General features: G+C 59.9%; 26 protein-coding genes and 1 riboswitch. Of the genes, 11 read left to right on the top strand and 15 right to left on the bottom strand.

Annotation, left to right across the window (positions count from 1 at the left end):
- Positions 1-7: 7 nt before the first annotated feature.
- Both ACP7CJ_RS15945 and ACP7CJ_RS15940 read left to right on the top strand, forming a co-directional pair.
- Entirely contained in the window at positions 8-2,047 is a 2,040-nt protein-coding gene (locus ACP7CJ_RS15945) for a lipase family protein (RefSeq protein WP_426100691.1), read from the top strand.
- Positions 2,040-3,110 (top strand): hypothetical protein, encoded by a 1,071-nt coding sequence (locus ACP7CJ_RS15940; RefSeq protein ID WP_426100693.1) that lies wholly within the window; start codon positions 2,040-2,042, stop codon positions 3,108-3,110. Before ACP7CJ_RS15945 ends, ACP7CJ_RS15940 begins: the two co-directional genes overlap by 8 nt.
- Positions 3,111-3,203: 93 nt before the next feature.
- On the opposite strand, the gene ACP7CJ_RS15935 is transcribed toward ACP7CJ_RS15940, so the two are convergent.
- A complete protein-coding gene (locus ACP7CJ_RS15935; protein WP_247404134.1) occupies positions 3,204-3,836 on the bottom strand; it encodes a LysE family translocator in 633 nt (210 codons plus the stop codon).
- Between the two features lie 84 nt (positions 3,837-3,920).
- Between ACP7CJ_RS15935 and ACP7CJ_RS15930 the strand changes: the two genes are divergently transcribed.
- The 3 genes from ACP7CJ_RS15930 to ACP7CJ_RS15920 all read left to right on the top strand — a co-directional run bounded on the left by ACP7CJ_RS15930 (position 3,921) and on the right by ACP7CJ_RS15920 (position 6,760).
- The gene (locus ACP7CJ_RS15930) at positions 3,921-4,886 is read left to right on the top strand and encodes a 2-hydroxyacid dehydrogenase (RefSeq protein WP_426100695.1); all 966 of its coding nucleotides are present in this window, start codon (positions 3,921-3,923) and stop codon (positions 4,884-4,886) included.
- 30 nt (positions 4,887-4,916) lie between these two features.
- Positions 4,917-5,915: a methyltransferase gene (locus ACP7CJ_RS15925; RefSeq protein WP_426100697.1), complete on the top strand. Its 999-nt coding sequence runs from the start codon at positions 4,917-4,919 to the stop codon at positions 5,913-5,915.
- 50 nt (positions 5,916-5,965) lie between these two features.
- A riboswitch (yybP-ykoY riboswitch) is annotated at positions 5,966-6,087 on the top strand.
- An 88-nt stretch (positions 6,088-6,175) separates the two neighbouring features.
- Entirely contained in the window at positions 6,176-6,760 is a 585-nt protein-coding gene (locus tag ACP7CJ_RS15920) for a TMEM165/GDT1 family protein (RefSeq protein WP_276197899.1), read from the top strand.
- A gap of 143 nt (positions 6,761-6,903) precedes the next feature.
- Here the strand turns inward: ACP7CJ_RS15920 and ACP7CJ_RS15915 are convergent, their stop codons facing one another.
- The 4 genes from ACP7CJ_RS15915 to ACP7CJ_RS15900 form a co-directional block, all read right to left on the bottom strand.
- A complete protein-coding gene (locus tag ACP7CJ_RS15915; RefSeq protein WP_276196551.1) occupies positions 6,904-7,722 on the bottom strand; it encodes a M48 family metallopeptidase in 819 nt (272 codons plus the stop codon).
- A gap of 155 nt (positions 7,723-7,877) precedes the next feature.
- Positions 7,878-8,498: an SOS response-associated peptidase gene (locus ACP7CJ_RS15910; RefSeq protein ID WP_247395962.1), complete on the bottom strand. Its 621-nt coding sequence runs from the start codon at positions 8,496-8,498 to the stop codon at positions 7,878-7,880.
- A gap of 36 nt (positions 8,499-8,534) precedes the next feature.
- Positions 8,535-8,795, bottom strand: coding sequence for a putative signal transducing protein (locus ACP7CJ_RS15905; RefSeq protein ID WP_276196550.1), 261 nt, complete (start codon positions 8,793-8,795; stop codon positions 8,535-8,537).
- Positions 8,796-8,806: 11 nt separating this feature from the next.
- A complete protein-coding gene (locus tag ACP7CJ_RS15900; protein ID WP_276196549.1) occupies positions 8,807-8,989 on the bottom strand; it encodes a CPXCG motif-containing cysteine-rich protein in 183 nt (60 codons plus the stop codon).
- 133 nt (positions 8,990-9,122) lie between these two features.
- Here ACP7CJ_RS15900 and ACP7CJ_RS15895 point away from each other — a divergent pair, with 133 nt between their 5' ends.
- Positions 9,123-10,286: a 1-acyl-sn-glycerol-3-phosphate acyltransferase gene (locus tag ACP7CJ_RS15895; RefSeq protein ID WP_276196548.1), complete on the top strand. Its 1,164-nt coding sequence runs from the start codon at positions 9,123-9,125 to the stop codon at positions 10,284-10,286.
- A gap of 121 nt (positions 10,287-10,407) precedes the next feature.
- On the opposite strand, the gene ACP7CJ_RS15890 is transcribed toward ACP7CJ_RS15895, so the two are convergent.
- On the bottom strand, positions 10,408-10,665 hold the full coding sequence (locus ACP7CJ_RS15890; protein WP_276196547.1) for a hypothetical protein: 258 nt from the start codon (positions 10,663-10,665) through the stop codon (positions 10,408-10,410).
- A 181-nt stretch (positions 10,666-10,846) separates the two neighbouring features.
- Here ACP7CJ_RS15890 and ACP7CJ_RS15885 point away from each other — a divergent pair, with 181 nt between their 5' ends.
- Positions 10,847-11,056 carry a hypothetical protein gene (locus ACP7CJ_RS15885; protein WP_276196546.1) on the top strand — a complete coding sequence of 70 codons (210 nt, stop codon included), beginning with the start codon at positions 10,847-10,849 and terminating at the stop codon, positions 11,054-11,056.
- Positions 11,057-11,110: 54 nt separating this feature from the next.
- Here ACP7CJ_RS15885 and ACP7CJ_RS15880 read toward each other — a convergent pair whose 3' ends face one another.
- On the bottom strand, positions 11,111-11,695 hold the full coding sequence (locus ACP7CJ_RS15880; RefSeq protein WP_276196545.1) for a YajG family lipoprotein: 585 nt from the start codon (positions 11,693-11,695) through the stop codon (positions 11,111-11,113).
- 193 nt (positions 11,696-11,888) lie between these two features.
- Between ACP7CJ_RS15880 and ACP7CJ_RS15875 the strand changes: the two genes are divergently transcribed.
- Complete coding sequence (locus tag ACP7CJ_RS15875) at positions 11,889-12,122, top strand: hypothetical protein (protein ID WP_276196544.1); 234 nt, start codon at positions 11,889-11,891, stop codon at positions 12,120-12,122.
- A gap of 728 nt (positions 12,123-12,850) precedes the next feature.
- The gene (gene mqo, locus ACP7CJ_RS15870; protein ID WP_426100699.1) at positions 12,851-14,359 is read left to right on the top strand and encodes a malate dehydrogenase (quinone); all 1,509 of its coding nucleotides are present in this window, start codon (positions 12,851-12,853) and stop codon (positions 14,357-14,359) included.
- 62 nt (positions 14,360-14,421) lie between these two features.
- Here the strand turns inward: mqo and ACP7CJ_RS15865 are convergent, their stop codons facing one another.
- The 4 genes from ACP7CJ_RS15865 to ACP7CJ_RS15850 form a co-directional block, all read right to left on the bottom strand.
- On the bottom strand, positions 14,422-14,709 hold the full coding sequence (locus tag ACP7CJ_RS15865) for a PA4642 family protein (RefSeq protein ID WP_276196542.1): 288 nt from the start codon (positions 14,707-14,709) through the stop codon (positions 14,422-14,424).
- Between the two features lie 131 nt (positions 14,710-14,840).
- The gene (locus ACP7CJ_RS15860) at positions 14,841-15,326 is read right to left on the bottom strand and encodes a hypothetical protein (RefSeq protein ID WP_247395972.1); all 486 of its coding nucleotides are present in this window, start codon (positions 15,324-15,326) and stop codon (positions 14,841-14,843) included.
- Positions 15,327-15,361: 35 nt separating this feature from the next.
- On the bottom strand, positions 15,362-15,829 hold the full coding sequence (locus tag ACP7CJ_RS15855) for a WbuC family cupin fold metalloprotein (protein ID WP_276196541.1): 468 nt from the start codon (positions 15,827-15,829) through the stop codon (positions 15,362-15,364).
- A 3-nt stretch (positions 15,830-15,832) separates the two neighbouring features.
- Entirely contained in the window at positions 15,833-16,390 is a 558-nt protein-coding gene (locus ACP7CJ_RS15850; protein ID WP_276196540.1) for a hypoxanthine-guanine phosphoribosyltransferase, read from the bottom strand.
- Between the two features lie 163 nt (positions 16,391-16,553).
- On the opposite strand from ACP7CJ_RS15850, the gene upp reads away from it, so the two are divergent.
- Positions 16,554-17,192 carry a uracil phosphoribosyltransferase gene (upp, locus tag ACP7CJ_RS15845; RefSeq protein WP_247395974.1) on the top strand — a complete coding sequence of 213 codons (639 nt, stop codon included), beginning with the start codon at positions 16,554-16,556 and terminating at the stop codon, positions 17,190-17,192.
- A gap of 2 nt (positions 17,193-17,194) precedes the next feature.
- Positions 17,195-18,469: a uracil-xanthine permease family protein gene (locus ACP7CJ_RS15840; protein WP_247395975.1), complete on the top strand. Its 1,275-nt coding sequence runs from the start codon at positions 17,195-17,197 to the stop codon at positions 18,467-18,469.
- 129 nt (positions 18,470-18,598) lie between these two features.
- Here ACP7CJ_RS15840 and hisC read toward each other — a convergent pair whose 3' ends face one another.
- From hisC to murA, 4 genes are all read right to left on the bottom strand, one after another.
- The gene (hisC, locus tag ACP7CJ_RS15835) at positions 18,599-19,651 is read right to left on the bottom strand and encodes a histidinol-phosphate transaminase (RefSeq protein WP_276196539.1); all 1,053 of its coding nucleotides are present in this window, start codon (positions 19,649-19,651) and stop codon (positions 18,599-18,601) included.
- Between the two features lie 3 nt (positions 19,652-19,654).
- On the bottom strand, positions 19,655-20,980 hold the full coding sequence (gene hisD / locus ACP7CJ_RS15830) for a histidinol dehydrogenase (RefSeq protein WP_276196538.1): 1,326 nt from the start codon (positions 20,978-20,980) through the stop codon (positions 19,655-19,657).
- A 379-nt stretch (positions 20,981-21,359) separates the two neighbouring features.
- Positions 21,360-21,995: an ATP phosphoribosyltransferase gene (hisG, locus tag ACP7CJ_RS15825; protein ID WP_017845970.1), complete on the bottom strand. Its 636-nt coding sequence runs from the start codon at positions 21,993-21,995 to the stop codon at positions 21,360-21,362.
- A gap of 216 nt (positions 21,996-22,211) precedes the next feature.
- Positions 22,212-23,477 carry a UDP-N-acetylglucosamine 1-carboxyvinyltransferase gene (murA, locus tag ACP7CJ_RS15820; RefSeq protein ID WP_247395978.1) on the bottom strand — a complete coding sequence of 422 codons (1,266 nt, stop codon included), beginning with the start codon at positions 23,475-23,477 and terminating at the stop codon, positions 22,212-22,214.
- Between the last annotated feature and the right edge of the window lie 17 nt (positions 23,478-23,494).

The raw sequence follows: 23,494 nt of genomic DNA, 5'->3' as shown, positions 1-23,494 counted from the left end.
GACCGCTATGCACAACGATCCCATGCACCGCACGGACACACTCAACCCGAACAAGGACTTCATCGGCGGCAAACAGAAACGGCATTGGATAGAGTTCCAATTGCTGGATGAACAGGGCGAGCCCCTGGCGAACCTGCCTTACCGTGCGATGAATGAGGCCACTCGTGAGCGTGTTGTGCCGGAGTTTCTTGGCCGCAGCGATGCCGAGGGGGTGATTCGCATCGAGGGCTTGCATCCGCTGTCTATCACGTTGTTGATGGAGGCCAACCCTTTGGCCGATCAACTGCAAACGCGTCGTTTGCGTGCTGAACGCGCAGAGCCCCCTCGGCCGGTTATCGGGGATCGTACACCGCTGTATGGCCCGCAACGCTCAGGCTTTTCGCCGATTGAGAAGCAGGCGTTGGCTGCGGGGCGCTGTTACCACTATCTGCGAATCGGTCAATTATGTGACCGACAACCAACCTTCCAGCCCCCCTTGAATGATTCGAATCAGCTACCGACGTTTCATTTCCCGGAACGAAAGTTCAACGGCTTCACCGTCAGTGGCGATGAACTGGACCGTCGTCATGTGCTGGAAGTCTGCCCATTTCGCGCCTGGTCTCTGATGTTGCATCACCAGCCTGGGTACAGCCTGGTCAATGCCTACAACCTGGGTTTGATGAGTATTCTGGCGTATAGCACGCGGGATGAACGCGAACTGGGTTCCGTCAACGAGTTTTTCGAGCAGCAATGCCTGGATTTGTCACGTACACCTCGGGTTTGGGATAACGGCCAGGCATGGCCCTGTGTGGTGGTTGATGTGCCTTTTAGTGATCGTTATTTGACGATCAAAGTCTTGGATACCGCTAAGGCAGACGTGCCGGAAGGTCACACCCAGCTGTTTTACGCTATCAATGCATCCAAGGTGTTGGTGGCGTGGCGCGGTACTGAGATGGAAGGGCTTGCTGACCTCATCACCGATGCGACCTTTCGTCCTGTGAAACCGGAGATCGCTGCGATTTGCGAGCCCAAGGTTCCTTGCCCTGACCTTACTGCTGTGGGCAATGTGCATCTTGGCTTTCGCGATGCCTTTGAGGTGGCGAGAAGAGTTTTTGATACTGATTTTGGCAAGACGATTCTTGGTGGTGCTCGCGATAAAAAATTGTTCATCTGCGGCCATAGCCTGGGCGGCGCCCTCGGCCTCATCCACGCGGCCTCGCTGAAAAACCATAACCCCCTGCTCTACACCTACGGCATGCCCCGCACCTTTACCCTCCACGCCGTACAGTTTTTGGGCGACCTATGGCACTTTCGCCATGTCAACGACATGGACGCCATTCCTCGCGTGCCCCCCGAGGCCGCGTTGGACAATTACCTATATGACGCCTATGGCCCTGTCGGCCTGCTCGCTGGGTTTAGTTGGTCGCTACGTCAAGCCGTCTCCAGCGCAGTATTCAAACATGAAGACCCGTTCAGCCATCACGGTGAGATCGCCATGTTTTTCCGTGCCGAGCAACACCAGCAACAGGAGATCACTCCATACCCTGCTTACCGAAAACCCGATGGCACGCCCTATCGCAGCACTATCGCCTACGAACTGCCGGAAAAAGCCAAGCTGTATTTGGTCCCCAGCCTGAGCGAGGACGGTGACCTGCAGGTCGAGCAGGCCACGCAGTGCCTGAACACGTCGTTGAACGCCGAAAGCCGGGCCCGGTTCTTCCCTCGTTACAGCAACCCGGCGACGGGTCGAATGCTGCGTATTGGCGATCACTTCATGTCGCAATACCAACCCTATATCCATAACCAATTACTGGAATCGATTGACGCCGAGCGCGATCCGTTGCTGGAGCGACAGGTCCAACGGCGCAAGTTCGAACAACAGCTAAAGGATTACTACGGGAGCATTCACGAGGAAGAACTGGCCCGCAATCGCGTGTTCCTCGACTTACAGCGCCTGGTAGACCACGCCCTGCATATCACCCAGCAAGTAGCAGGTGGCGCCGAGGCGCTGCGGCGCTTTAACGCCATTGCCGACCCAAAAGCTTATTACGAGAAAACCTATGGTTAAGCCGATCAACACGCGAAAGAACAAAATCCGGTTTCTGCGCCTGCTCACTGTTGTGTGCGCGATGTTTTTTAGTCTCAGTGGATGCCGTCAGGACCACAGCCTGGCCCCGCCTGCTAACAGCGAAAAAATAACCGTCACCGTAAAACTGCCCAAGGAGCTGAAAACCGAAACCATGTGGGTGATGTATCGCTCGCCCATTTGTAAGCGTGTCGACTACGGCGCCAGCGGCCAGCGCACTGAACGGGATGGTCATCACTCGGTTTACAAGGAACTGGAGCGCCAGGGGCAGAGTGATCTCTACCAAGTGGAACTTCCGAAAGATGGCGGTGGCGCGTGCCGCTGGCATCTGGCGAATGTGACATTTGGTGTGGTTTATGCTGATCCAACGCGTTTTGGCGAGAATGTGACCTCTGGGGGAGGCGGGGGCGTGGTTGTGATATTTGACTACAACGACTCGCCACGGGGAGGAGCTGATATCAAGGTTGAAGGCGATCTGACGATCAAGAAGGATTACTACCCTTGGGTGGATGAAGAGTTTTTGGGGCCTTATAAAAAAACTGTGGGCTTGGCCGGCGAGGGCAGCATTTACCTCAGTTACCAAGCATTACAGGCGCGGCAGGTATATTTCGAACCAGTCATACATTCCGATTTCATAGTTTATTCGGCGGGGCCAAAGGAAAAAAAAGAGGGAAACCACACCGTTTTCACCTATCCCGACGGCAATGTCGTGGCAGATGGTCAATCGACGCCAGACTTCTGGAAACTACAAAGCCTGCGCACAGGACGTGCCCCCGAGTGCTTTTCACGCTGGCGTTATGCCGATTGTCGGGACCCCCGCCCGCAGCTGTTACCCGACTGGCTCCCAGAACCGGATAAGCCAGGGTTTGGGCGCTACCTCATTGTGGACGAATGGGGGAAAAGACTGCCTTCGTATAGCTATAGGCTGGTCGGTAACAACGGTCAAATATTCGAGGAGAAGACGGATGTCGAGGGGCTTACCGACCCCTTACCGGAGAGCGCCCATCCAGTACGTGAAGTTGATTTCCCCAACAAGAGATGGTGATGCCGCCTATACAAAAATTGGCTTTCGAACCCGCTGGTTCCGCCAAGGACAAAACCATATTCCATCTTGGTGCCGGTCGTAAGAGAGTTCGACTCATTTCATACTGGTAAACGCCAACTTCACCCCAATCGCAATCAACACCGCTCCCATCGTCCGATCGAACCAATGCCCCATCCGCGCAAACCCTGCACGCACCCGCTGCTGGCTGAACAACATCGCCACCAGGCAGAACCACAGCGCCGTGGCCACCGCCAGGTACACGCCATAACCCGCCTGCACCGCCAGCGGTGTGTGCGGGTTGATCACCACGGTAAACAGCGACAGAAAGAACAACGTCGCCTTGGGGTTCAAACCGTTAGTAACAAAGCCTGCGGTAAACGCCCCGCGCGGAGTGCGCTCGCCAACTTCGCGGTGCAACTCGCCTGCGGCGGCAGGTTTGGCCGGTTGTGCGCGCAGGGCCTTGAAGCCGATGTACAGCAGGTACGCCGCCGCCGCCCATTTCAGTGCGTTGAATAGCACGATGGACTGGGACACGATCAAGCCGATGCCGAGCAACGAGTACCCCACGTGCAGGAAAATCGCCGAGCCCACGCCCAATGCAGTCCAGGTCCCGGCGCGACGGCCGTGGGTCACACTTTCACGGACCACCACCGCGAAATCCGGGCCGGGGCTGGCTACCGCCAACAGGTGAATCAGGGCCACGGTCAAAAACTCGGCGACGTACATACTCACTCCATTAAGTAACAGATTATTTCATCTGATAGGCTCGGTAGATTACGCCTTCGAACCCTGTCGCAAAAGGTACAGTTGATGACGAACAATCGCCGCGCCGTCTTCCTTGATCACACGTCCCTGGACCTGGGGGACCTCGACCTCAGGGAGTTGCGAAACTGCTTCAGCGACCTGCAGTTGTTTGAGCAGACTACGCCGCAGAATGTGCTCGAACGCCTGCAAGGCGCCCAAGTTGCCATCAGCAACAAGATTGCGCTCAACAGCGAAACCCTGGCGGCCTGCCCCGAGCTCAAGCTGATCCTGGTGTCGGCCACCGGCACCAATAACGTCGACCTTGAAGCCGCCCGTACCCATGGCGTCACCGTGAGTAACTGCCAGGGCTACGGCACGCCGTCGGTGGCGCAGCATACGATCATGCTGCTGCTGAACCTGGCGACGCGTTTGAACGACTATCAGCGGGACGTGAAGGCCGGCAAATGGCAACAGGCCAAGCAGTTTTGCCTGCTGGATCACCCGATCGTCGAACTCGAAGGCAAAACCCTCGGCTTGCTCGGGCATGGCGAACTGGGCAGCGCCGTCGCGCGGCTGGCCGAAGCCTTCGGGATGCGCGTCATACTCGGCGCTATTCCCGGGCGCCCTGCCCGCGCCGATCGCGTGCCGCTGGATGAACTGCTGGCGCAGGTCGACGCATTGACGTTGCACTGCCCGCTCAACGAACACACCCGCGACTTGATCGGCGCCCGCGAGCTGGCGCTACTCAAGCCCGGCGCGTTTATCGTCAACACCGCGCGCGGTGGCTTGATCAACGAACAGGCCCTGGCCGATGCCTTGCGCAATGGGCACCTGGGCGGCGCGGCGACCGATGTGCTGAGCGTCGAACCCCCGGTGCATGGCAACCCGCTGCTGGCCGGCGACATCCCGCGCTTCATCGTCACGCCCCACAATGCCTGGGGCAGTCGCGAAGCGCGGCAGCGGATCGTCGGTCAACTGGCAGAAAACGCCCGCGGCTTTTTCAGCGGCGCCCCGCTGCGCGTCGTCAGTTGATAAACTGCGCCCCTTTTCAAGGAGCAGACCATGGATCCGCGCAGTGAAGTACTGCTTCGTCAGGCCGAACTTTTTCAAGGCAACCTGCTGCTGGTGGGGTTGCCCGCCGACGATTTGCTCGGCCGCCTGCCCAATGCGCATGGCTGGTGCTGGCATGCCGGTGACCAGGCTGCGCTCGACGCACGTTTCCCCGAGCGCAGCCAGTTCGGCGTGAATGTGCCGCAGCGCGCATTTGATGCGGCAGTGATCTTCCTGCCCAAGTCCAAGGACCTGACCGACTACCTGCTCAACGCCGTGGCCGCACGCCTGCCCGACGCCGAGCTGTTTCTGGTGGGGGAGAAAAAAGGCGGTATCGAAAGCGCCGCCAAGCAGATGATCCCCTTCGGCAAGCCGCGCAAACTCGATAACGCGCGCCACTGCCAGTTGTGGCAAATCACCGTGACCAACGCGCCGCAAGCGGTGGAGCTGGAGAGCCTGGCGCAGGTCTTCGAAGTGCCGCTGGCCGAAGGGCCGCTGAAGGTGGTGAGCTTGCCGGGCGTATTCAGCCATGGCCGCCTGGATCGCGGTACCGAATTGTTGCTGGAGCACTTGGACAAACTGCCCAGTGGCCACCTGCTGGACTTCGGTTGCGGCGCTGGAGTGTTGGGCGCGGCGGTCAAACGTCGCTACCCGCACAATACAGTGACGATGCTGGATGTGGATGCCTTCGCCACCGCCAGCAGCCGCCTGACCCTGGCCGCCAACGGTCTGGAAGCCGAGGTGCTGACGGCGGATGGCATCGACGCCGCGCCGATGGGCTTGAACGCGATCCTGAGCAACCCGCCGTTCCATGTGGGAGTCCACACCGACTACTTCGCCACGGAGAACTTGCTGCGAAAAGCTGCGAAACACCTGGCAAAAGGCGGCGAACTTCGGCTGGTTGCCAACAGTTTCCTGAAGTACCAGCCACTGATCGAAGAGCACTTGGGCGTGTGTGCGATCAAGGCCGAAGGCAACGGTTTTCGCATCTATCGCGCCAAGCGCGGCTGACAGGCGTTTGAAAAAGAACACTTGCCGAATGGATTTCGCCTAGGCAGAATCCGCTCCGTCCTAGGGGAGTAGTCTCCCACGAGCGCCACGCTCGTCCGGCATACGTCAACATACTTGGTCAACAGACCATGGCGTATGCGACCCAGGAGTCCGCTCAGACGGACCGGGGTTTGACAAGACCTATGACACGCACACCTTACCCGGGGCGGGAAGGCTGTACGTGTCATAGCCGTGTCGACCCGCCCCTGGAAACCTACCTGATGCTCGATTCATTGCTCGTACCTACCGCAATCGTTGCCTTGGCCGAAATCGGCGACAAGACCCAACTGCTCGCGCTCATCCTTGCCGCACGCTTTCGCAAACCCTGGCCGATCATCGCCGGCATCATCGCCGCGACCCTGGCAAACCATGCCGCCGCCGGTGCAGTGGGTGCCTGGTTCGGTAGTTTCTTCTCGGATGCGGTGCTGCACTGGATTCTCGCGGCGAGCTTCTGCGCCACGGCGCTGTGGACCCTGGTACCGGACAAACTCGACGATGACGAAGCCAGCACCTCGCGCAAGTTCGGGCCGTTCCTGACCACCCTGATTGCGTTCTTCATCGCCGAAATCGGCGACAAGACGCAGATCGCCACGGTGATGCTGGCAGCGCAATACCCTGAGCTGTGGCTGGTGATTATCGGCACCACCCTGGGCATGTTGATTGCCAACGTACCGGTGGTTCTGGCGGGGAATTTTGCCGCAGAGAAATTGCCGTTGACCTTGATTCGTCGACTGGCGGCTACGGCGTTTTTCGTCCTGGCGATCGTGGCGGTGTACAAGGCCATGCAAAGCAGCGGCTGGATCTAAGGGTCTAAGCCTGCAAACCCAATCCAATGTGGGAGGGGGGGGCCCCCCCGATAGCGGTGATCAGTCAATGCATGCGCTAACTGACCCAACGCCATCGGGGGCAAGCCCCCTCCCACATTTGGATCTTCATAAGGCTTGGATTATCAGGACTTCTTGGCCTGTTGGTAGAGCGGCATCACCTTCGGAATCGCCGCCTGCAACGAGGCGATCCGGCTGTCGGAGGCCGGGTGAGTGCTCATGAACTCCGGTGGCGCGCCTTCCGAAGCCTTGGCCATTTTGTTCCACAACGTGATGGCCGCGTTCGGGTTGTAACCGGCGCGGGCCGCCAGCTCCAGGCCGATCAGGTCCGCTTCGTTTTCATTGCTGCGGCTGTTGGGCAAGGTCATGCCGTAGTTGGCCACGGTATCGGCCAGCGCCAGGCTGTCCTGGCCCAGGCCGAACAACGCGCCGGCGCCTTGCTTGGCCATCTCGATGCCGTAGGCTTTGGACATGGCTTCACGGCCATGTTCACGCAAGGCGTGGGCGATTTCATGGCCCATCACCGCAGCCAGTTCGTCATCGGTGAGCTTGAGGTTATCGATCAACGCGCTGTACACGAAGATCTTGCCGCCCGGCCCGCAGTTGGCGTTCATCTCATCGCTCTTGATCAGGTTCACTTCCCACTTCCACTGCGCCGCATCCGGACGGAAGGTAGGCGCCTGGGCGATCAGGCGGTTGGCGATGGCCTGCACGCGTTTGGCGTTGGCGCTGGTCTTGTCCACCAGGCCTTTGCCGCCAGCCTCACCCAGGGTCTGCTGGTAGGACTGCGCATACATCTGGTCGACTTCCTGGCTCGACAGCATGCTGAACATGTACTGCTTGCGCTCCACCCCAACGGCACCGCCGCTAGTGGTGTTGACCGACTGACACCCGGCCAGCAGCACCGCCGCCGCCAATACACTTACGGCCAATGATTTCTTCATCAACACACTCTCCCTGAAAGACGCCTTGAAAACATGGCGAGTATCCTAGGCGGTGATTTGTATCGACGCTAGATACATCAGACGTGTAGACGCTAAATTTCGGATACATCCCACATTCCCGCCACAGCAACAGGCTGGATCAATCCGATCAAAATTCAAGCCGGGGTCAGGCACTCAGGCCCATTGAGCTTGGGATCGTTGACCATGTTGGCCAAAACCCGCTCGCGCAAAGGGACAGGCTCACTGGCCAGCAACCCCTGTAATACGTGCAAGGGCGTTTCGGGGTTCAGCCACGCCTCCTGCCCCGCCGCGTCCAGAATCAACGGCCGCCGCTGACTCTGCGCCGCCTGCGTCACCACCGCTGTGCTCAACCACACTTGTTCCTGCACTGGATAGGCTTCCCAGATAGCCGCGAAAAACAGCGTCGAACCTTCCCCTGGCGTCAGCCAGTACGGCCGCTTGCGCTGGGTGCCACGCCATTCGTAGAAACCGTTAGCCGGTAGCAGGCAACGGCGTTGACGAAACGCTTCGCGAAACATCGGTTGCTCAGCCAGGGTTTCGGCACGGGCATGCGCCGGAGTACGGGAAAGATCCGTCAGCCATGGCGGCGTCAGGCCCCAACGGGCGCGCGCCAGGGTGCGCTGGCCGTCGGCGGCGCGCTGGATCAGCACCGAATCATTGGGAGAAATATTCCACTGGGCCTGCTGATCCGCCGGAAAGCCCGGCAAAGCAGCAAACGTGGGATTCCAGCGAAACAGGGCATAACGTCCACACATGGGGCAACACGACTCTTGGGTAAACCGACCGACAGCCTAACAGACCAATACATCAGGGAAGCTGTCGGGTTCATCGCTGGGCAACGGTTGCGCACAGTTATAGGTGGTGATCAGCTCGCGGGCGTAGGCAGCCTGGTCATTGTCCACCTCCAGCCCCAGCAGCCCGAAAATCGGCAACTCACCCGTACCGCCGAGCAAATGGCGCCCCACCAAGTGCGCCTCGATCCCTTCGCTGGCGAGCATCTGCTGCAGTAACTCGCCTTCCATCAGGTTTTCCGGTTCATAGATTCGCTGCATGGGCGCACCTGCTATTCGTTTTCGCTGCGCGTTTCGAGCATCCACTCTTCACCATGGACCTGCAGACTGAAAATGATCGGTCGGCAACACACATGACAGTCTTCTATATAAGTCTGGTCACCGCCGGATAAATCCACCGTGGTTTCCACCACCTCGCCACAATAAGGACAATCGTACAGCGCAGTTTCCAGCATCGCAGCCTCCCAGGTGACTTGTGCGTATAATCGCCGGTCTATTTACAGGGTTATATTTCGGCCGAGCCCATTACTCAGGCCGCACCCTGGTATTTTCTCTACTTACCCTAGCCGTTTCTAACAAGAGAGCATGATGGGCGAATTCGATACCATCCGACCTTACAACGACAGCGAAGTCCCGGCAGTGCTGGAGCGGCTGTTCAGTGACAAGGCCTTTCTGGACATCCTGACCCACTTCCGCTTCCCGCGCTTTGCCGGCGCCTTGGGCTGGCTGCTCAAGCCAATGATCGCCCGCAAGCTACGCCGTGAATTCGCCGATGTCACCACCGTGGCCACGCTGCAGGACAAAGTCGAGTATTACGTCGACCACACCATTGATCGAGCGACCGACGGCGTGACCTATACGGGCGTGGAACAGCTCAAATCGGGCACCGCCTACATTTTTTTGGCCAACCATCGCGATATCGTAATGGACCCGGCCTTCGTCAATTATGCCGTGTATCACGCCGGCCTGCCGACGCCCCGTATCGCCATTGGCGACAACCTGCTGCAAAAACCGTTTGTCAGCGACCTGATGCGCCTGAACAAGAGTTTCATCGTGCATCGCTCGATCACCGGGCGAAAGGAAAAGATGGCGGCCTACCAACTGCTGTCGGCTTACATCAACCATTCGATACGCCACGACTGTCAGTCGATCTGGATCGCCCAGGCCGAAGGCCGCGCCAAGGATGGAGATGACCGCACCGAATCGGCGATCCTCAAGATGTTTCACGTCAGCCGCAAGGACGAGCCGTTTGCCGAGGTGATCCAGTCACTGAACCTGACGCCGGTATCCATCAGCTACGAGTACGACCCGTGCGATGCCGCCAAGGCCCGCGAGTTGTACATCCGCGCCACCACCGGCACCTACACCAAGGCGCAGGGCGAAGACGATGTGAGCATTGCCCTCGGCATTACCGGCTACAAGGGCCGGGTGCATGTGAACTTTGCGCCGCCGATCACCGAGCGTTTCGAAGACACCAAACTGCTCGCCGTGGAAATGGACCGGCAGATTCTCGGGGGTTATCGCTTATTCCCGGTTCACTACCTGGCATATGCCCAGTGGAGCGACGCCGACCCGCAATTGCAGGTGCCCAAGGCAGTGGATATCTTCCCGGCCGACGAGCTGGCCAAGGCCAAAGCGGAGTGGGAGCGGCGCTTGAACGAGTGCCCGATCGAACACCGGCCGTTTCTGGTGGTGCAATATGCAACGCCAGTGCGCAATCAATATCGGGTCAAAGCGGGCATCCCGCTGTAATACACCTATCCAAACCTGTGGGAGCGGGCTTGCCCGCGATTCGGTGGTTCAGTCACAGATGTGCCGACTGTTACTCCGCTATCGCGAGCAAGCCCGCTCCCGCAGTCGTTTCAGGGCGCAACTAAAAACGTGTACTGATCCATGAGCTCAGCAGCGCGAGCCCCAGGCAGGCGAAACCAATACGATAAGCCAGGCGATGCGCCCGTTCGGTGCGCACATCCAGAAACAGCATGGGCTGGTCGATGGCGCGCTCTTCGCTTTGCGCGGCGAGCCTGGCCATGGCGCGCTGTTCCTTCAAACGGGTAATGGATAGCAGCGCAGCCCCAGGGCAAGCCACTAATAGAGCAACAACATTGATCAGCAGTCCGGGCAGCGCCATCACAAACCTCGTTGAAACAGTGCCTTGGTATCAATTCAGATACAAACCTGAACGATAGTCGCCTCCTGCGCCTAAAGCTCCCTTCCCCATTGACGGCTAATGTATCCAGTAATTTCCGGCGTCACCTGAACGTCACCTTAACCGTTCACTCTATGGCCCTTCGAACACTCGGGAGCTTGTCATGTTGCACGCGCAAAACCAGGATCGGCTGTATTTGATTGCCCCAAGCGATGAGCAAGAGGCGCTGATCGGCGGCCTCGCGTTCAACGTCCAGGACCGCCACTGGCTGGTGTATTGCGCCCTCGGCGGGCACCAGCATGCGGACCTGCCGGAGACGGATCTGCTGACCGGGATAAGCATGCTCGACTTCGCTATCGACACCGCAGCATGAAACGCCAGGCAAAAAAAACCGGGCTCAGCGCTGAGCCCGGTCTTTTGTCAACCGCTATTGCGAGCTGAGCAATTGGCCGATGCTCGGGTCCTTGAACAGACGGGTCAGGGCGTCGCTCAGGACATCACTGACCAGCTTGGTGTTGGTCTCCTGGTTAGGCGACATGCCGAAACGCTGGTTGAGGGACGCACCGTAACGGCCACTGTAGCGACGGGTACCGGCGCTGACGTCGGATTTGAACGTCGCGCCGATAGAGGCCTCGGTCACGTACAGGCCTTCTTTGGGCGACTGGTATTTCAGCTCGGCCAGTGTGATGGTCAACTGCGGAGCGCCCGGCGAGTTCGCCGGGGTAAAACCGAGCAGACGCACCGCCGCCTCAGCCTGGGCTTGCAGCTTGGGGAGCACGTCGGCGGCGCTTACCGACACCAGGGCGGTCTCCGGGTACAGGCCACCACGGGAGCCCAGGGTAGGCGAAGGACGACCATCCACCACACGCACCGACACCGGCTGACCGTGACCCACCGGAGCCAACTGCGTGGTGAGCTTAGGTTGCGGGCTGAGTTGTTGCGGGCTATTGGCGCAGCCAACCAGGGTCAAACTGGTCACAGTGATCAAACCGAACAACAGGCGTTGCAACATGCTCTTCTCTCCAGAAATCGAGTACCGACAGGCCAGCAGTATAGCGGGCGGCCCTTGCCGGGAACTAGCGTCAGTTACAACCTATGACTCACGGGCATTGCAGGGGTTCGATGTCACCAATATGTCACAGTCGATACATGCGCTCGTCATCCCCCGCAGGCATGCTTGGTCTCAATTTCAGGAGGCCGATCCCATGTCTTTTCTCTGGTCGCTGTTTACGCGCAAGCCCGTCCTTCGCCAATTTGCCCTGCTCGATGCGCAAGGCCGCTGCCAAGCCTTCAAAGAGTGCAGCCAGCCTCCGGTCGGCGAAGGCTGGGTGGAAATCGAAGAAATTCGCTTGAGCTGGATGCACCACCCACTGCCCGCCAGCGCCCGCATCAGCGCGCGCTCGGCGCAGTCGGCGCATCACCAGCCGTTGACCGCCTGACCAAACGCCTAATAAAAGTCATAAAACACGCCCTTTTCCTTAGCGTTCTTCGCTACAATCTCCCCCCGATTATAAGGACGTCTCCTGATCGGGCCTCGCAACATCGTTAATGCCTCGGCATTAGCCCCCCCAGATCGCCCACAGAGAGCCGCCCACACAGATCGTGTGAAGCTGGCGCGCTTGCTGTTTTCTTTGCAAACCACCCGCCTTTACCGAATCTGCCAGAGCTGCCATTGCGCTCGGCCACTTGAGTTGTTTGCCCGTTTTGCCGCATGCCGGCAAGGTTTTCCGGGCCAGGTGCCAGGCTGGGCAGCCCTTTTTTGAGGTTCACGTCTTCAAAAGAGCGTGAAAAAAACGGGTTTTCACAACTTCACAAGAGTGTGGCGAGCAAATGAATAGTTTGGCGTTAGTACAAGCACCATCAGCGTCTGGAACAGCCCAATCACACAGGACCGAGTACTCCTTAAAAACCGGAGCTTGAGCCTGTCCGCTACGGATTGATTGCATGAATCGCACGCCGTTGACCATAAGTCGAATTGCCACAGTCGCCCATGAATGCGTTCATAGGCAGATTAGCCCGGCAGGAAGCGTGCGCTGAACTTGCAAAGAATTGCGAAACGGACATGGCGATCCTGGCCATGGGTAACCTGGGGCAACACGTGAACCGCCCCGTCACTCCTGGCAGCCATGCCGTCAATTTGGTGCTGCAGATTTTGGAGACGCGTTAAATGGCGCATAACGAAGCAGTCGACGTAGTACTGGTAGGGGCCGGCATCATGAGTGCCACCCTGGCCGTACTGCTCAAAGAGCTCGACCCCGGCCTCAAGCTGGAAGTCGTTGAGCTGATGGACTCGGGTGCCGCGGAGAGTTCCAACCCGTGGAACAACGCCGGTACCGGCCATGCCGGGCTGTGTGAGCTGAATTACACACCCCAGGCCGCCGACGGTTCCATCGACATCAAGAAAGCCGTCCACATCAACACCCAGTTCGAGGTGTCGAAGCAGTTCTGGGCGTACCTGACCAAAAAAGGCACCTTTGGCTCGTCCAAGTCCTTTATCACCCCAGTGCCGCACCTGAGCTTCGTGCAGGGCGACAAAGGCGTGGCATTCCTCAGGAAACGCTTTGAAACCCTCAGCCAGCACCACGCATTTTCGGATATGCGCTATACCGAAGACCGCAACGATATGGCCGAGTGGATGCCACTGATGATGCCGGGCCGCCCGCTCGACGAAAAAATCGCCGCAACCCGCGTGCAGAACGGCACCGACGTCAACTTCGGCGCCCTGACCAACCAGTTGCTGGGCCACCTGACCAGCTCGCCTGATGCGCAGGTCAAGTACAGCAAACGCGTGACCGGCCTCAAGCGCAATGGCGCAGGCTGGACCGTGAGCATCAAGGATGTCAACAGCGGCAACAGCCGCGACGTGGACGCCAAGTTCGTGTTCCTCGGCGCCGGTGGTGCAGCCCTGCCGCTGCTACAAGCCTCGGGTATCGAAGAAAGCAAAGGCTTCGGCGGCTTCCCGGTCAGTGGCCAGTGGCTGCGTTGCGATAACCCGGAAGTGGTCAAGCACCACCAGGCCAAGGTCTACAGCCAGGCCGCCGTTGGTTCGCCGCCGATGTCCGTGCCGCACCTGGACACCCGCGTGGTCGACGGCAAGACGTCCCTGCTGTTCGGGCCTTACGCCGGTTTCACCACCAAGTTCCTCAAGCACGGCTCGTTCCTTGACCTGCCGATGTCGGTACGCGCCGGTAACATCGGCCCGATGCTGGCCGTGGCCCGGGACAACATGGACCTGACCAAGTACCTGGTCAGCGAAGTGATGCAGTCCATGGAACAGCGCCTGGAATCCCTGCGCCGCTTCTACCCGCAAGCAAAAGCCGAAGACTGGCGCCTGGAAGTGGCCGGCCAACGGGTGCAGATCATCAAGAAAGACCCGAAAAAAGGCGGTGTGCTGCAATTCGGCACCGAGTTGGTCGCGGCCAAAGACGGCTCGCTGGCGGCGCTGCTGGGCGCGTCCCCGGGCGCTTCGGTGACGGTGTCGATCATGCTCGAACTGATCGAGCGTTGCTTCCCGGCCAAAACTGCGGGCGAGTGGGCGGCCAAGCTGCACGAGATCTTCCCGGCCCGTGAAAAGGTCCTGGAGACTGACGCCGAGCTGTACCGCAAGATCAACGCGCAGAACAACATCAGCCTGGAACTGGTTGAGCACAACAACGAAGCTGAAAGCTACGCTTAAGGCCTCGAGATAAAAAAGCCCCGCTTCTCGATCTGAGAAGCGGGGCTTTTTTTCGCCTGCGATCAGCCGCGGGCGTTATCGATCAGCTCAATGTACTCGGCGGCGTTGCGCTGGTCCTTGATCAGGTCGACAAAGGTCTGGCCATGCTCGTCCTTGCCGTCGAGGTCCAGGCCGGCTTCCTTGAAGAAGCCCAGGAAGCGCTCGAAGTCGTCGATGCGCAGGCCACGGTAGGCCTTGGTCAGCTTGTGCAGGGACGGTGAAGTCGCGTCGACCGGCTCGAAGTTCAGGAACAACTTGATTTGATCGTCGCCGATCTCGTCACCAATCACCTGTTTCTTATCTTTACGCATTACCGACTCCAGCCTGCAGACATTTACACGGGGGGGTTAAAGTCTACCTGCGAGGCGCCGGCTTCGAAAGCACTGAGAACCACTGTGGGAGGGGGCTTGCTCCCTCCCACAGTGGTTCTTCAGTGATCTCGCTACTTGGAGCGAACGGCGCCGGTGTGCAAATCCGCCCAGATATGCCCGTTGGCATAACTGAGGAACTGCACATACACCGTGTCATTGCGCAGCAGGTCGACGATCATGCGGTATTGGACCGCAGGGTAGGACAGGGTCAGGGTTCTGGTCTTGTCGTCGAACACCGGCTTTTTCAGGCTTTTACTTTCGGCGTCAAAATTGAGGATCACCTGAGCGATGGTCGCGCCTTTGTTCAAGGACTTACCCTTGAGGCGAATCATCAACGGCGACGTCACGGGGATCGGCTGTTGCGTGGATTGACGCTGGTTACCCACCACCACCGCGTACTCGGTGACTTGCAACAGTTGCTGCTGATCGGGCGCTGCGGCGCGCAGGGCCAGGTCGTCCGGCGGCAGGAATTGGCTGTGCATCGGCGCCGGGGCGGCGGCCAGCGGCAGGCTGAGGCTCAGCGCCAGGGCGGCGCAGGTGCGAATCAATAGGCTCATAGGCCGCTCCGGGAAAGATAGCCCAGCACTGTAGCTCAATCGAACTGGGCAAGCATCCAGCGTTGATACTCGGCCACATCGGCATCGCCTTCGCGAGGTGCCCAGTCGGCCAATTCGCCCTCGCCCACCGGTCGATACGGCCCGGCCTTGCACTCGAACATCACCGTGTCAGGCGCCAGCACGACCAAGCCGTGGAATACCCCCGGCGGCAGATCGATGCCCGAACACTCGCCGCCCGCCTGCATCACACGCTTGGCGATCACTTCACCGCTGTCGCCGAACACCAGCACACCCAGGCGCCCCTGGAGCACCAGCAGGGTTTCTGCCTTGTCCGCGCTCAGGTGCCGATGAGGCGGCACGTAGGTGCTGGGTTGCAAGCCCACGGCGAGGCGATGGCAGGGCTCTTCCATTTCGTGGAAGTTGTGGTGGTGTCGGCCACGAGGGCTGGCGGCCGCTTTCTCGGCCAATTCAGCAAACAGCGTCTGATCAAGAAAGCGAGTCATGCATTACATCCCTTTAACGGCGTAAATCCCATTGGCATTACGCCAGTAACCTTTGTAGTCCATGCCATAACCGAAGATGTAGCGGTCGATGCACGGCAGGCCGACGAAATCGGCTTTCATCTCAGGCCGAGCCTTACGGTCGTGGTCTTTGTCGATCAGCACGGCGGTGTGGACTTTGCGGGCACCGGAGTGTTTGCAGAAGTCGATGATCGCGCCCAGGGTGTGCCCTTCATCGAGGATGTCGTCGATGATCAGCACGTCGCGGTCCATGAACGAGACTTCCGGCTTGGCTTTCCAGAACAGGTCGCCGCCGCTGGTTTCGTTGCGATAACGCGTGGCGTGCAAGTAGGACGCTTCCAGCGGAAAGTGCAGATGGGTCAGCAATTTTCCAGCGAAGATCAGACCACCATTCATCACGCAGAAGACCACCGGGTTGGTGTCGGCCATTTCGCGGTTGATCTGTGCGCCGACCTTGGCGATCGCCTCTTCGACTTGCGCTTCGGTGTACAGGCAGTCAGCCTCGCGCATGATTTGACGGATATGCTCGAGATCAGCGGACATGGCGCTCTCCAGGGGGTGCTGTGGCAAGAAAAGCGGGCAAAGGTACGCATGTGAAGCGCAACGTTCAAGCCTTAATGGACTAACGTGCTAGATGTCTATAGGACAACACCCTCGGATAGATTAATCTAGGCCGTTTTTTTTGCCCGCCGCCGGAGCCTTTCCCATGCCCACTCGCGAGATCCGCCATCCGCTGATCCGACACAAGCTCGGCCTCATGCGCCGCGCCGACATTAGCACGAAGAACTTCCGTGAGCTTGCTCAGGAAGTCGGAGCGTTGCTCACCTACGAAGCCACCAAAGACCTGCCCCTGGAAAGCTACGAGATCTGCGGTTGGGCCGGTCCCGTCCAGGTCGAGAAAATCGCCGGCAAGAAAATCACCGTAGTGCCGATCCTGCGCGCCGGCATTGGCATGCTCGAAGGCGTACTCAGCCTGATCCCGGGCGCAAAAGTCAGCGCCGTGGGCGTCGCCCGCAATGAACAAACACTGCAGGCCCACACCTACCTGGAAAAACTCGTACCGGAAATCAACGAGCGCCTGGCGATGATCATCGACCCGATGCTCGCCACCGGCAGTTCCATGGTTGCCACCATCGACCTGCTGAAGAAGGCCGGTTGCAAGGACATCCGCGCCATGGTGCTGGTCGCCGCGCCCGAAGGTATCGCCGCCGTCGAGAAGGCTCATCCGGACGTGCAGATCTACACCGCGTCCATCGATGAGCGCTTGAACGAACACGGCTACATCATCCCAGGCCTGGGCGACGCCGGTGACAAGATCTTCGGTACCAAGCAGAAGGACGCGTGAGCATGCAGGATGAATTCAACGACCCGCTTTGGCGCCAGATCCTGTCTGGCGCACAAATGCTCTTCGTAGCATTTGGCGCGTTGGTGTTGATGCCGCTGATCACAGGTCTCGATCCAAACGTCGCACTGTTCACCGCAGGCCTGGGCACGTTGCTGTTCCAGGTGGTGACCGGACGGCAGGTGCCGGTGTTTCTGGCGTCGAGCTTTGCCTTTATCACCCCGATCATTCTCGCCAAGGGCCAGTTCGGCCTGGCGGCGACCATGGGCGGGGTGATGGCGGCCGGTTTCGTTTATACCTTCATGGGCCTGGCGGTGAAGATCAAGGGCACCGGTTTCATCGACCGGCTGCTGCCGCCGGTGGTGATCGGCCCGGTGATCATTTCCATCGGCCTGGCGATGGCGCCGATTGCCGCCAATATGGCGATGGGTAAATCCGGCGACGGCGCCGAGTTGATCCATTACCAGACGGCGATGCTGATCTCGATGCCGGCGCTGCTGACCACAGTGATCGTGGCCGTGTTCGGCAAGGGCATTTTCCGCCTGGTGCCGATCATCTCCGGCGTGCTGGTGGGCTTTGCCATGGCGTTCTACTTTGGCGTGGTCGATACGGCCAAAATTGCCGCCGCACCGTGGTTCGCCCTGCCCCACTTCACCGCGCCGGAATTCAACTGGCAGGCGATCCTGTTTATCGTCCCGGTGGCCCTGGCGCCGGCGATCGAGCATATCGGCGGTGTGATCGCGGTGGGCAGCGTGACCGGTCGCGACTACCTGAAGAAGCCCGGCCTGCACCGCACCCTGCTGGGTGACGGCATTGCCACCACAGCCGCCGGCCTATTTGGCGGCCCGCCGAACACCACCTACGCCGAAGTGACCGGCGCAGTGATGCTGACCAAGAACTACAACCCGAAAATCATGACCTGGGCGGCGGTGTTTGCCATCAGCCTGGCGTTTATCGGCAAGTTCGGCGCACTGCTGCAGAGCATTCCGGTACCGGTGATGGGCGGGATTCTGTGCCTGCTGTTCGGCTCGATTGCTGCCGTGGGCATGAACACGCTGATTCGCCACAAGATCGACCTGGGCGAAGCGCGCAATCTGGTGATTGTGTCGGTGACGCTGGTGTTCGGGATTGGCGGTGTGCTGGTCGGCACCGGCAACGGCCCGGACGATTTCGGCCTGAAGGGCATCGCCCTGTGTGCGGTGGTGGCGATTGGTTTGAACCTGCTGCTGCCGGGCAATGACGGCTGGAAGCACAAGAAGCCGGATGACCCGCTGATCTAACCAGCACTGCAAAACTGAATGTGGGAGGGGGCTTGCCCCCGATGACGGAATGTCAGTCGACATCTAAACGACTGATCTACCGCTATCGGGGGCAAGCCCCCTCCCACATTTTTAGATCTTCAGTGTGACTTAGAGCTCGCCTAGGCCATCGATCAGCGCCTGGTTCTGCTCCGGCGTACCGATGCTGATCCGCAGGAACTGGTCAATCCGCGCCTGCTTGAAGTGCCGCACAATCACCCCTTGCTCACGCAACTTGGCCGCCAGGCCGGCGGCGTCGTGCCGTGGGTGACGAGCAAAGATGAAGTTGGCCGCCGACGGCAGCACTTCAAAACCTTTCTCCTCCAACTGCCCGACGACCTTTTCACGGCTGTCGATCACCCACCGGCACGTCTTCTCGACGTACTCACGGTCATCGAACGCCGCCGCCGCGCCGACAATCGCCAGGCGATCGAGCGGATAGGAGTTGAAGCTGTTCTTGACCCGCTCCAGCGCCTCGATCAGGTCCGGGTGGCCCACGGCCAGGCCCACGCGCAAACCGGCCAGTGAGCGCGATTTGGACAAGGTCTGGGTGACCAGCAGGTTCGGGTAGCGATCCACCAGACCGATGGCGGTTTCGCCGCCGAAGTCGACGTAGGCTTCATCCACCACCACCACCGAATCCGGGCTGGCCTTGAGGATCTGCTCCACCGCGTCCAGCGTCAGTACGCAGCCGGTCGGCGCATTCGGGTTAGGGAAGATGATCCCGCCGTTCGGCCTGGCGTAGTCCGCTACGCGGATCTGGAACTGCTCATCCAGCGGCACCGGGTCGGACTTGATGCCGTAGAGGCCGCAGTACACCGGATAGAAGCTGTAGCTGATATCCGGAAACAACAGCGGCAGGTCGTGCTGGAACAGCGCGTGGAAGATGTGTGCCAGGACTTCATCGGAACCATTGCCGAGGAACACTTTGCCGGCGTCGATCGCGTAAAAGCGGGCCACGGCCTGCTTGAGCAGGTCGCTGTTAGGGTCCGGATACAGGCGCAGGTTGTCGTTCAACTCGGCCTGCATGGCCGCCAGCGCCTTGGGCGACGGGCCGTAGGGGTTTTCATTGGTGTTGAGCTTGACCAGCTTGCTCAGCTTGGGCTGCTCACCGGGTACGTAAGGCACGAGGTCCTTGACGAAGGGGCTCCAGAATTTGCTCATGTCTCAGTTCCCCTTATTGTCTTCAAGGATGCGGTATTCGGCGCTACGTGCGTGGGCGCTCAAGGATTCGCCACGGGCCAGTACCGAGGCGGTCTTGCCCAGCTCGGAAGCGCCTTGTGGCGAGCAGAAGATGATCGACGAACGCTTCTGGAAGTCATACACCCCCAGTGGCGACGAGAAGCGCGCGGTGCCGGAGGTCGGCAACACGTGGTTGGGACCTGCGCAGTAGTCGCCCAGGGCTTCGCTGGTGTGGCGGCCCATGAAGATCGCCCCGGCGTGACGAATCGACGGCAGCCAGGCTTGCGGGTCGGCCACGGACAACTCCAAGTGCTCCGGTGCGATGCGATTGGCCACTTCGATGGCCTGCTCCATGTCGCGCACCAGGATCAGCGCACCACGGCCATTGATCGACTTCTCGATGATCTCGGCGCGGTCCATGCTCGGCATCAGCTTGTTGATGCTGGCGGCGACCTGGTCGAGGAACTCGGCGTCAGGGCTGACCAGAATCGCTTGGGCGTCTTCGTCATGTTCGGCCTGGGAGAACAGGTCCATGGCGATCCAGTCCGGGTCGGTCTGGCCGTCACACACCACGAGGATTTCCGAAGGGCCGGCGATCATGTCGATACCGACCTGGCCAAACACGTGGCGCTTGGCGGTGGCGACATAGATGTTGCCGGGGCCGACCACTTTGTCGACCTTCGGCACGCTTTCAGTGCCGTAGGCCAACGCCGCGACAGCCTGGGCGCCGCCGATGGTGAACACGCGGTCGACACCGGCGATGCAGGCTGCCGCGAGGACCAGCTCGTTGATTTCACCGCGCGGCGTCGGCACCACCATGACCACTTCGGTCACACCGGCGACCTTGGCCGGAATCGCGTTCATCAATACCGACGACGGGTACGAGGCTTTACCGCCCGGCACGTACAGCCCGGCGCGATCCAGCGGCGTGACCTTCTGGCCCAGCACGGTGCCGTCGGCCTCGGTGTAGCTCCAGGAATCCTGTTTCTGCTTCTCGTGGTAACTGCGCACCCGCGCCGCCGCGAGTTCCAGGGCTTCGCGCTGCGGCACGGTAATGCGCGTCAGGGCCAGCTCCAGGCGTTCGCGGGGCAGGATCAGGTCCGACATGGACTTGACGTCCAAACCGTCGAACTGGCGGGTGAAGTCCACCAACGCGGCGTCACCGCGCTCGCGCACGGCCTTGATGATGTCGAGCACCCGCTGGTTGACCGAGTCGTCGGACACACTTTCCCAACTCAGCAGATGATCCAGATGATGGGCGAAATCCGGGTCGGCAGCGTTGAGTCGGGCAATTGCAGTGGACGTGGTCATAGCGAGGGCCTCATAGGATTGGCAAAAACTCAGGCGCCCGAAGGTGCGCTGACATTCAATAACGAATCGCGTTGGTGCTGCGGTCGTGCCAGGCAAGGCGCGGGACGCCGGTAAGGGTTGTTTCCTTACCAAGTCCCGCAACGCAGCATGGCGCGGCCACAGTACCAACCCGTAGGGCCTTGCCTCAAAAGGCAGGCTGCTACGCGTGGCTAGGTATTGAAAAAGAATCTTCTACTAACATAACTTGCCTTTTGGGGTAAGGCGCGATTCGTTATTGAACGTCAGCGCACCTTCCCAGCAGTCGTTTTCCGCTTGGGCACCTGAGAATTCTGGCTATGAGGCGGATAGACGGGCGCAGCCGTTTGGCTACGCGGGTGAGTCAACCGCGGTGTCGAGACTCCACTGCGTTGCGCAGGGTGTCGATCAACGCCTGGATACGCGCGTGCTGCATCTTCATCGATGCCTTGTTGACGATCAGGCGAGAGCTGATGTCAGCAATGAAATCCTGGGGCTCCAGGCCGTTGGCGCGCAGGGTGTTGCCGGTGTCGACCACGTCGATGATCTTGTCGGCCAGGCCGATCAGCGGTGCCAGCTCCATCGAGCCGTACAGCTTGATGATATCGACCTGGCGGCCTTGCTCCGCGTAGTAACGCTTGGCGATATTGACGAACTTGGTGGCCACCCGCAGGCGCCCCTTGGGCTCGACGTCACCGACCCGGCCAGCGGTCATCAGCTTGCACAGGGCAATACGCAGGTCCAGTGGTTCGTACAGGCCCTGGCCACCGTATTCCATCAATACGTCTTTACCGGCGACACCCAGGTCGGCGGCACCGTGTTCAACGTAGGTCGGCACATCGGTAGCCCGCACGATCAGCAGGCGAACGTCGTCCTGGGTCGTAGGGATGATCAACTTGCGGCTCTTGTCCGGATTCTCGGTCGGCACGATGCCCGCTTCAGCCAGAAGCGGCAAAGTGTCGTCAAGGATACGGCCCTTGGACAGTGCGATGGTCAACATGGGAAACGTCAGTCCTTCATCAGGCTATTGCGGTCTGGTCGCAAACGGCGCCAGACACAGATCGAGGCCATTACAGCCTCGATTTGAAACAAATCAGCTAACCGCAAACTGTGGCGAGGGCGCTTGCTCCCGTTGGACTGCGTAGCAGTCCCGCTCTTGGGGCCGCTTCGCGACCCAGCGGGAGCAAGCTCCCTCGCCACAATTGCAGTCCTTGGACTAGCCCGGTACCCGGCGGATCTTCGCGCCGAGCATCTGCAGTTTTTCTTCGATGCACTCGTAGCCACGGTCTATGTGGTAGATGCGGTCGATCAGCGTGTCGCCCTCTGCGCACAGTGCGGAGATCACCAGGCTGGCCGAGGCCCGCAGGTCGGTGGCCATGACGGGCGCGCCTTTGAGCTTGTCGATGCCGGTCACAATGGCCGTGTTGCCTTCGACCTGGATCTTCGCGCCCATGCGGTGCAGTTCATACACGTGCATGAAGCGGTTTTCAAAGATGGTCTCGATCACGGCACCGGTGCCTTCGGCAATCGCGTTCAGGGAGATGAACTGCGCTTGCATGTCGGTCGGGAACGCCGGGTACGGGGCGGTCCGCACGTTGACGGCTTTTGGCCGCTTGCCGTGCATGTTCAGCTCGATCCAATCTTCACCGGTGGTGATTTCAGCGCCGGCTTCCTTAAGTTTTTCCAGTACGGACTCAAGGATGGTCGGATCAGTGTCCTTGACCTTGACGCGACCACCGGTGACGGCGGCGGCGACCAGGTAGGTCCCGGTCTCGATGCGGTCCGGCATCACCTTGTAGGTGGCCGAATGCAGGCGTTTTACACCTTCAATGGTGATGGTGTCGGTGCCGGCGCCGCGGATGTTGGCGCCCATGGCGATCAGGAAGTTGGCCAGGTCGACCACTTCCGGCTCGCGCGCGGCGTTTTGCAACACACTGCGACCGTTAGCCAGGGCCGCGGCCATCATGATGTTCTCGGTACCGGTCACGCTCACGGTATCAAAGAAGAAGCTGGCGCCACGCAGGCCGCCTTCCGGCGCCTTGGCCTTGATGTAGCCGCCTTCGACGTCAATGGTAGCACCCATGGCTTCAAGACCACGGATGTGCAGGTCCACCGGACGCGAACCGATCGCGCAACCGCCAGGCAGGGCCACTTCGGCTTCGCCGAAACGGGCGACCATCGGGCCAAGCACCAGGATCGACGCGCGCATGGTTTTCACCAGCTCATACGGGGCGATCAGGGTCTTGATGGTGCGCGGGTCGATTTCAACCGACAGTTTTTCGTCGATCACCGGCTCAATGCCCATGCGACCGAACAGCTCGATCATGGTGGTGATGTCGTGCAGGTGCGGCAGGTTGGCCACGGTCACAGGGCCATCGCACAGCAGGGTCGCTGCCAGGATCGGCAAGGCGGAGTTTTTCGCACCGGAAATGCGGATCTCGCCATCAAGGCGGGCACCGCCGGTAATAATCAATTTATCCATAAGAATCTCGACGCCTT

The organism is Pseudomonas sp. PSPC3-2 (assembly GCF_049897085.1).
GTDB classification, from domain to species: domain Bacteria; phylum Pseudomonadota; class Gammaproteobacteria; order Pseudomonadales; family Pseudomonadaceae; genus Aquipseudomonas; species Aquipseudomonas paraveronii.
This window is presented reverse-complemented; position numbering and strand designations above follow the sequence as displayed.

Excerpts from the sequence above, each read along its gene's own strand:
- ACP7CJ_RS15945 (WP_426100691.1), top strand. The coding sequence starts at position 8 with ATGCACAACGATCCCATGCACCGCACGGACACACTCAACCCGAACAAG.
- ACP7CJ_RS15940 (WP_426100693.1), top strand. The coding sequence starts at position 2,040 with ATGGTTAAGCCGATCAACACGCGAAAGAACAAAATCCGGTTTCTGCGC.
- ACP7CJ_RS15935 (WP_247404134.1), bottom strand. The coding sequence starts at position 3,836 with ATGTACGTCGCCGAGTTTTTGACCGTGGCCCTGATTCACCTGTTGGCG.
- ACP7CJ_RS15930 (WP_426100695.1), top strand. The coding sequence starts at position 3,921 with ATGACGAACAATCGCCGCGCCGTCTTCCTTGATCACACGTCCCTGGAC.
- ACP7CJ_RS15925 (WP_426100697.1), top strand. The coding sequence starts at position 4,917 with ATGGATCCGCGCAGTGAAGTACTGCTTCGTCAGGCCGAACTTTTTCAA.
- ACP7CJ_RS15920 (WP_276197899.1), top strand. The coding sequence starts at position 6,176 with ATGCTCGATTCATTGCTCGTACCTACCGCAATCGTTGCCTTGGCCGAA.
- ACP7CJ_RS15915 (WP_276196551.1), bottom strand. The coding sequence starts at position 7,722 with ATGAAGAAATCATTGGCCGTAAGTGTATTGGCGGCGGCGGTGCTGCTG.
- ACP7CJ_RS15910 (WP_247395962.1), bottom strand. The coding sequence starts at position 8,498 with ATGTGTGGACGTTATGCCCTGTTTCGCTGGAATCCCACGTTTGCTGCT.
- ACP7CJ_RS15905 (WP_276196550.1), bottom strand. The coding sequence starts at position 8,795 with ATGCAGCGAATCTATGAACCGGAAAACCTGATGGAAGGCGAGTTACTG.
- ACP7CJ_RS15900 (WP_276196549.1), bottom strand. The coding sequence starts at position 8,989 with ATGCTGGAAACTGCGCTGTACGATTGTCCTTATTGTGGCGAGGTGGTG.
- ACP7CJ_RS15895 (WP_276196548.1), top strand. The coding sequence starts at position 9,123 with ATGGGCGAATTCGATACCATCCGACCTTACAACGACAGCGAAGTCCCG.
- ACP7CJ_RS15890 (WP_276196547.1), bottom strand. The coding sequence starts at position 10,665 with ATGGCGCTGCCCGGACTGCTGATCAATGTTGTTGCTCTATTAGTGGCT.
- ACP7CJ_RS15885 (WP_276196546.1), top strand. The coding sequence starts at position 10,847 with ATGTTGCACGCGCAAAACCAGGATCGGCTGTATTTGATTGCCCCAAGC.
- ACP7CJ_RS15880 (WP_276196545.1), bottom strand. The coding sequence starts at position 11,695 with ATGTTGCAACGCCTGTTGTTCGGTTTGATCACTGTGACCAGTTTGACC.
- ACP7CJ_RS15875 (WP_276196544.1), top strand. The coding sequence starts at position 11,889 with ATGTCTTTTCTCTGGTCGCTGTTTACGCGCAAGCCCGTCCTTCGCCAA.
- mqo (WP_426100699.1), top strand. The coding sequence starts at position 12,851 with ATGGCGCATAACGAAGCAGTCGACGTAGTACTGGTAGGGGCCGGCATC.
- ACP7CJ_RS15865 (WP_276196542.1), bottom strand. The coding sequence starts at position 14,709 with ATGCGTAAAGATAAGAAACAGGTGATTGGTGACGAGATCGGCGACGAT.
- ACP7CJ_RS15860 (WP_247395972.1), bottom strand. The coding sequence starts at position 15,326 with ATGAGCCTATTGATTCGCACCTGCGCCGCCCTGGCGCTGAGCCTCAGC.
- ACP7CJ_RS15855 (WP_276196541.1), bottom strand. The coding sequence starts at position 15,829 with ATGACTCGCTTTCTTGATCAGACGCTGTTTGCTGAATTGGCCGAGAAA.
- ACP7CJ_RS15850 (WP_276196540.1), bottom strand. The coding sequence starts at position 16,390 with ATGTCCGCTGATCTCGAGCATATCCGTCAAATCATGCGCGAGGCTGAC.
- upp (WP_247395974.1), top strand. The coding sequence starts at position 16,554 with ATGCCCACTCGCGAGATCCGCCATCCGCTGATCCGACACAAGCTCGGC.
- ACP7CJ_RS15840 (WP_247395975.1), top strand. The coding sequence starts at position 17,195 with ATGCAGGATGAATTCAACGACCCGCTTTGGCGCCAGATCCTGTCTGGC.
- hisC (WP_276196539.1), bottom strand. The coding sequence starts at position 19,651 with ATGAGCAAATTCTGGAGCCCCTTCGTCAAGGACCTCGTGCCTTACGTA.
- hisD (WP_276196538.1), bottom strand. The coding sequence starts at position 20,980 with ATGACCACGTCCACTGCAATTGCCCGACTCAACGCTGCCGACCCGGAT.
- hisG (WP_017845970.1), bottom strand. The coding sequence starts at position 21,995 with ATGTTGACCATCGCACTGTCCAAGGGCCGTATCCTTGACGACACTTTG.
- murA (WP_247395978.1), bottom strand. The coding sequence starts at position 23,477 with ATGGATAAATTGATTATTACCGGCGGTGCCCGCCTTGATGGCGAGATC.